The following is a 6,730-nucleotide window of genomic DNA, read 5'->3' on the forward strand; positions in this document are numbered from 1 at the left end:
AGGTAAACGTTCAGTGCCCTCGCGGAGGGTGCTGCTTTCGGGGTGGCAGTAGCGGGCTGTGACGGCTGGGCCGAGTGGTCCGGCTGTGTGGGCTTGTCGGGTCTGGCCGTGTGTCGACGCCGCGCACGGGTTGAGGACCCACTTTGATTGCTTCGTGCCTGATCCGGACGGTCCGTCGCGTGACGCGCTGGTTTGGCTTGTCCTCTGGCAGGCACGGCAGAACAGCCAGCTGAAGGCGATCGTCGAGAAGCTCGCCGCGGCGAACGCGGACCTGACGGCGGCGAACGGGGTACTGGCCGGCCGGTTGGGCCGGGGGACGCCTCGACCGCGGACTCCCCGTAGCCTGACACCCAGGCTCCTTCCCGTTGCCGCTTCCATGGCCTAGTCGCCACGGAATGTAACGAGAAGGAGTCCTCTTATTGATCAACGCCAGCCCACCACCTGGCGACCGTCACCCTGACGATCTCACCTGAGCCGAACTGCACCCATTTCCGAACGTTTACTCCATCAATGAGGAAATACCACCGCGGATCACGCCGGTCCAGGCGCTTCGGGAGCATCTCGACCGGTGGAAGAACGGCCAGGGACGCGAATACCCACAACCCGACGGTGAGACGACATTCGCCTGCGACATGGGCGACAGCCGCTATGGTTGCCCGTGGTACGACAACGTCGAATGGCCCGACGGCAACCCCCTAGATGTCGCCTGATGGCCGCGGGGGAGGGGGCCGGGAAGGACCGGCGGAAGCGGCGGCGTTCCCAGGGTGAGGGGGCGCTGTTTCAGCGGGCGAGCGACGGCCTGTGGGTCGGTCGCATCGATCTCGGCTGGGCGGACGGGAAGCGCGTCCGTAAGACCGTCTACGGCAAGACGGAGAAGGAATGCCGCGAGAAGCTCACCAAGGTCAGGAATGCGGCCGAACTCGGCGTCAACGTCACGGCAGAGCGCCGGACGGTCGCGGTGTGGCTGACGGAGTGGCTCGCCATCAAGGAGGACGACGGAACGCGGGCGTCGACGCTGCGGGCCTACCGTTGGCTGATCACCACGCATATCGTGCCGATGATCGGCCGTGTGCAGCTCGACAAGATGACCCCGTTGGACGTGCGGCGGCTCGTCGCGGCGGCGAAGAAGTCGGGGCTGTCGGCGGGGAGCGTCCGCCACGTGCACAGCCTGATCCGCAACGCGCTGGCGGAGGCCGAACGGCTGGACCTCGTGGCGCGCAACGTCGCGAAAGCGGTCAAGGCGCCACCGACACCGCATCGCGAGGTCCGTGCCCTGCGCCCGGAAGAGGCGCGCCGGCTCGTCGATGTGCTCCGCGGCGAGCGGCTGGAAGCGGTCTTCGCCTGCGCACTGATGCTCGGGCTACGGCGTGGCGAGATCCTCGGCCTGCGCTGGACGGACGTCGACATCGACGGAGCGACGCTGCACGTCCGGCAGACCCTGCCGTCAGGCCGGGTTGCCGTGGCTGCGGCTGCATGATCTGCGCCACGCCTTCGCGTCGATGCTCTTTGCCGAGGGTGTAGCGGCGCGGACGGTGATGGAGCTGCTCGGGCACTCCACGATCCAGCTCACCATGAACACCTACACCCACGTAATGCCGGAGACCCAGCGCGACGCGGTCGGCCGGCTCGACCGGATCTTCGGCGATCAGGCGGACGACGAAGAGGATGTCGATCAGACGAACGAAGAGGAGGGCGGGGAGGAGCTCGCGGGCTGACCGTGTACCCGAGCGAATCGGCGGCGCCCCGGGATGGCTGTGTACCTTGCAGCGCCCGGGGCGTCTGCCATCAGGGCATCCATCAGGGCATAGAGAGGCTGGGGTACAGAAGTGGGTACAGAGACCTTCTGGAAGAGACTACCGAGAGTCATGCGACCTGGTAGATACGGGTGCGCCGCCAGGGACTTGAACCCCGAACCCGCGGATTAAGAGTCCGCTGCTCTGCCAATTGAGCTAGCGGCGCGTTGCCTCCGCGTCCCCGCGGCGACATGCAGAACTCTACCAGGCACTGGAGACGAGTGGCCGGGGGTGCAGGCACGGCGCTCGGTAGCGGCGGCCACCTTGGAGATCACTGGCGGCGGCGGCTCCGGGTCCCTGCGTGTCCTCCGGGGCCGGTCTTACCCGGGATCTTGCCCGGGTCCCGGGGCTGCCTGTGGTCTCGGCTCGGAGCCGTAACGGGCATCAGCGGGGTTCCAGGAATGTTTCGCTGATAGACATGACGTGGCCGACGCCGCGGGCCTGCCGGACGTACGGTCAGGCCGGGACACCGCGGTGAGGCCGGGACGCGGTGGCTTTGGCGTCTCGTCCCTTCCCTCGCGTCCGATCCGGACCGGCGTCACGCGGGTACCGAATCGGACCTGACGACCTGGAGGCCCACCGCGAGCTCCGAAGCATCGTCCGCTGACACGGCCCGTCCCTCGCACGGACCGCCGGATCGGCCGGACCCCAGCCCGCACCCGGGTCCGGGTCCCGTCGAGCGATCGCAGTTGCCCAGTCCACGCCCACGGCCCCAACCAGCCGAGGGGCCTGCCGCCCCCGGCTCCCCGGTGGCTCCCGGTTCACCTACGGCCACCGAGGAGAAAGCCGAGGATGCCGGGCCGGAGAAACCGGCGGTCGGCTGGCTGCGCAGGATCCTCCGCGAGATCCTCGTGTACCGCCGCAACGCCGCCCTGGCCTTCGGCGCCGCGCTGCTCGGCACGCTCGTCACGGCCGCCGTCCCGTTGGTCGAGCGGCAGGTCATCGACAACGTCGTCGTCACGCACCGCCACTCTCTTGCACCCTATGTCGCCATTCTGCTCGGGGCCGGGGTCGTCGTCTTCGCCGCCGCGTTCGTCCGACGCTACGTCGGTGGCCGGCTCTCCCTCGATGTCCAGTACGACCTGCGCGACGCCGTCTTCAGCGCCATCGAGCGCCTCGACGGGGCCCGGCAGGACCAGCTCCAGACCGGGCAGGTGGTGAGCCGGGCGATCTCGGACGTCACCGTGGTCCAGGGTCTGCTGTCCTATCTGCCGATGATGAGCGGCAACCTGGTGCTCTTCGTCGTGTCCCTTGTGGTGATGGCCTGGCTGTCCCCGCTGCTCACCGTCATCGCGCTCGCGCTGGGGCCGGCGCTGTTCATCGTCGGCTACGGCGCCCGACGCACGGTCTTCCCGGCGACCTGGGCGGCGCAGCAGCAGGCCGGCGAGGTCGCCGGAGTGGTCGAGGAGGCCGTCGCCGGCGTCCGGGTGGTGAAGGGGCTCGGGCAGGAGGCCCGCGAGCTGGACCGGCTGGCGGTGGACGCCCGGTGGCTGTTCGCGCTTCGGATGCGTGCGGTGCGCATCACCAGCAGGTTCGGTGCGGCGATGCAGGCCGTTCCCGCGCTCGGCCAGGTCGCGGTGCTGGCGCTCGGCGGCTGGCTGGCGCTGACGGACCGGATCACCCTCGGCACCTTCCTCGCGTTCAGCACCTATCTTGGCGCCCTGATCGGGCCGACGCGGACCCTCGCCGGTCTGCTCACCGTGGGCCAGCAGGCCAAGGCCAGCACGATACGCATCTTCGAGATCATCGATTCGCAGCCGGCGATCACGGACCGGCCGGGCGCCGTGCGCCTTGGCCGGGTCCGCGGGCTGGTCGACCTGGACGGTGTCACGTTCGGCTACGTTCCGTCCCGCCCCGCGCTGTGGGACGTGAGCCTGCGGATCGAGCCGGGGGAGACGGTCGCCCTCGTCGGCACGTCCGGTTCGGGCAAGTCGACGGTCGCGATGCTGCTGTCGCGGTTCTACGATCCCCAGGCCGGGACGGTCCGGCTTGACGGTGTGGACATCCGCACGGTGACACTGTCGTCGCTGCGGGCGCAGATCGGGGTCGTCTTCGAGGACAGTTTCCTGTTCTCCGACACGGTGCGCGCGAACATCGCCTACGGTCGGCCGGGTGCCACGGATGACCAGATCGTCGCGGCCGCGCAGGCGGCGCAGGCGGACGTCTTCATCCGCGGCCTGCCCGACGGCTATGACACCGTCGTGGGGGAACAGGGCCTGACCCTCTCCGGTGGCCAGCGCCAGCGCGTCGCGCTCGCCCGCGCGCTACTCACCGATCCCCGCGTCCTGCTCCTCGACGACGCGACCTCGGCCGTGGACGCCCGGATCGAGGCCGAGATCCACGACACGCTCCGGACGATCATGCGTGGCCGCACCGCCCTGCTCATCGCGCACCGGCGCTCCACCCTGCGCCTCGCCGACCGGATCGCCGTGCTCGACGCCGGCCGGATCGTCGACGTCGGGACCGAGGCCGAACTGACGGCCCGATGTCCTCTGTTCCGCCATCTGCTCGCCGGCCCCGGTGAGGGCCTTCCCGACCAGCTCCCGTCCCCGTCCCCGTCCCCCGACCCCGACCCCGACCCCGACCTTTCTTGCCTATCCAGAGGGATAAATCGGACACAAAAGGCTCTGGATAGGCAAGGAAGTGGGCAAGGAAGTAGGCAAGGAAAAGGAAGTGGTCTCCGGGGCGGTGCTACCCGGGGCGGTCTCGGCCGGGGGCTCGGCGGCGGGGGCCCCTTCGGTGACATGCCGGCGACCCCCGACCTGCTCGCCCGGGTCGACGCCCTGCCCCCGGCGCTCGATGAGCCGCGGGTCGACCAGGCTGCGGCGGCCGCCCCCGACCCGGCATTCTCGCTGCACCGGCTGCTGGCCGTGGTCCGCTGGCCGCTCGTCCTGGGCCTGCTGCTGGTGGCGGCCGACGCCGTCGCGGGTCTCGCCCTGCCGGCGTTGGTGCGGCATGCCGTCGACGCCGGTGTGAGTGTCGGGGCACGTGACGTCCTGTTCGCCACCGCCGGTGTCGCGCTGGCGGTGGTACTGGTCAACTGGGCGGTGCAGGTGTGGCAGACCCGTGTCACGGGCCGGATGGGGGAGCGGCTGCTTTACATCCTGCGGGTGAAGACCTTTGCGCAGCTGCAGCGCCTCGGGCTCGACTACTACGAGCGCGAGCTCGCCGGCCGGATCATGACCCGGATGACGACCGACGTCGACGCCCTGTCGACCTTCCTGCAGACCGGCCTGACCACCGCCATCGTCAGCCTGCTGTCCTTCTTCGGCGTCCTGGTGGCGCTGATCGTGCTGGACGCCGAGCTCGCCCTGGTCGTCGTCGCCGTACTGCCGATCCTGGTCGTGGCGACGGTGGTGTTCCGGCGTCGCTCCTCCGCCGCCTACACCGAGTCCCGGGAACGAGTCAGCGCCGTCAACGCATCGCTGCAGGAGAACCTGACCGGCCTGCGCATCGCCCAGGCGTTCGGCCGGGAAGCGGTCAACCAGGCGAGGTTCCGCGAGCTCGCGGACAGCTACCGCCGCTCGCGGCTGCGGGCACAACGGATGATCGCTCTCTACTTCCCGTTCGTCGAGTTCCTCTCCCGGGTCGCGGGTGCTCTCGTGCTGGGAATCGGCGTCCACCTTGCCGTCGGCGGATCCCTGTCGCCGGGAGCACTACTCGCGTTCCTGCTCTATGTGGACCTCTTCTTCGCGCCGGTGCAGCAACTGTCCCAGGTGCTCGACGGTTATCAGCAGGCCCGGGTCGGGCTGCGCCGGCTTTCCGAGCTGCTGCGGACTCCGACCTCGACGCCGCCGGCCGAGCACCCGCGGCCGGTCGGGCGGCTGGCCGGCGAGGTGGTCCTGGCCGGCGTCCGGTTCGCCTACACGGGAAGCACCGCCGCGCGGGCGGAGAACTCCGGGCCGGCGGGAAACGCCGTGAACGGGGTGAGCCTGCGCATCGCCCCGGGGGAGACAGTCGCCCTGGTCGGGGAGACCGGCGCGGGCAAGTCCACGGTGGTGAAGCTGATCGCCCGGTTCTACGACGTGACCGAGGGTGCGGTGCGGGTGGACGGCGTCGACGTGCGCGACTTCGACCTGCCCGCCTACCGGCGACGGCTCGGTGTCGTTCCGCAGGAGCCGTTCCTGTTCTCCGGGACGGTCCGGGACGCCATCGCCTACGCTCGGCCGGATGCCTCCGACGCCGAGGTCGTGGCGGCGGCGCGGGCAGTCGGCGCCCACGCGTTCATCACCCGCCTGGCCGACGGCTACGATCATCTGGTCGGCGAACGCGGCCGGGGACTGTCCGTCGGCCAGCGTCAGCTCCTGGCGCTCGCCCGCGCGGAGCTCGCCGACCCGGACATCCTGCTGTTCGACGAGGCGACCGCGGCGCTCGACCTCGCGACGGAGGCGGCGGTCACGGCCGCCTCGGAGGCGGTGGCCACCCGGCGGACCACGATCGTCATCGCCCATCGGCTCACCACGGCGGCCCGGGCCGACCGGGTGGTCGTGATGGCGGACGGCCGGGTGGTCGAGCAGGGGCCGCACGCCGAGCTGGTGCACGCCGGCGGCCCGTACTCCCGCCTGTGGGCCGCCTTCACCGCGGAGTCCGTCACGCCCGCGGAGTCCGTCACGCCCGCGGATCTCAGCCCGACCGCGGACAGCGGTGCGGATCGGCGAGCGGCTGGCTGACCGTCAAGCGGCTGGCTGACCGGCGAGGGCGGCCTCATTCCGTAATGTCATGGTTCGCCCTCAAGCCTGAGGGGATGCCCTCACGGGGCGACGAGCAAGCCCGCCCGTCGCCCCGATCGGCCGAGCGGTCACCCGGGGCCGGCGGCGATCAGAGGAGGGGATCATGAAGGCGAACGGTCTGTTGATGGAGATCGCCTGGCCACGGCTGCCCAGCGGAATCGCCACACCCGGTGAACTCGCCGACCAGCTGGACGCCGACCTGCGGGA

At 70.4% G+C, this 6,730-nt stretch carries 5 protein-coding genes and 1 tRNA gene; 5 read left to right on the forward strand and 1 reads right to left on the reverse strand.

All coding sequences use genetic code 11. The annotated features are described in order from the left end of the window. The first annotated feature begins 154 nt into the window (after positions 1-154). The 4 genes from ACY45C_RS16060 to ACY45C_RS16075 all read left to right on the forward strand — a co-directional run bounded on the left by ACY45C_RS16060 (position 155) and on the right by ACY45C_RS16075 (position 1,715). Positions 155-385: a hypothetical protein gene (locus ACY45C_RS16060; protein ID WP_462188398.1), complete on the forward strand. Its 231-nt coding sequence runs from the start codon at positions 155-157 to the stop codon at positions 383-385. 121 nt (positions 386-506) lie between these two features. After that, on the forward strand, positions 507-710 hold the full coding sequence (locus ACY45C_RS16065) for a hypothetical protein (RefSeq protein ID WP_462188402.1): 204 nt from the start codon (positions 507-509) through the stop codon (positions 708-710). Beyond that, positions 710-1,477, forward strand: coding sequence for a site-specific integrase (locus tag ACY45C_RS16070; protein ID WP_462188399.1), 768 nt, complete (start codon positions 710-712; stop codon positions 1,475-1,477). The genes ACY45C_RS16065 and ACY45C_RS16070 overlap by 1 nt, the downstream gene beginning before the upstream one ends. Then, the gene (locus ACY45C_RS16075; RefSeq protein ID WP_462188400.1) at positions 1,455-1,715 is read left to right on the forward strand and encodes a tyrosine-type recombinase/integrase; all 261 of its coding nucleotides are present in this window, start codon (positions 1,455-1,457) and stop codon (positions 1,713-1,715) included. Before ACY45C_RS16070 ends, ACY45C_RS16075 begins: the two co-directional genes overlap by 23 nt. A gap of 171 nt (positions 1,716-1,886) precedes the next feature. Here the strand turns inward: ACY45C_RS16075 and ACY45C_RS16080 are convergent. Further along, positions 1,887-1,959: transfer RNA gene (locus ACY45C_RS16080), tRNA-Lys, on the reverse strand. A gap of 583 nt (positions 1,960-2,542) precedes the next feature. On the opposite strand from ACY45C_RS16080, the gene ACY45C_RS16085 reads away from it, so the two are divergent. Further along, positions 2,543-6,463 (forward strand): ABC transporter ATP-binding protein, encoded by a 3,921-nt coding sequence (locus tag ACY45C_RS16085; RefSeq protein ID WP_462188401.1) that lies wholly within the window; start codon positions 2,543-2,545, stop codon positions 6,461-6,463. Positions 6,464-6,730 lie beyond the last annotated feature (267 nt).

The organism is Frankia sp. CcWB2, assembly GCF_977927585.1.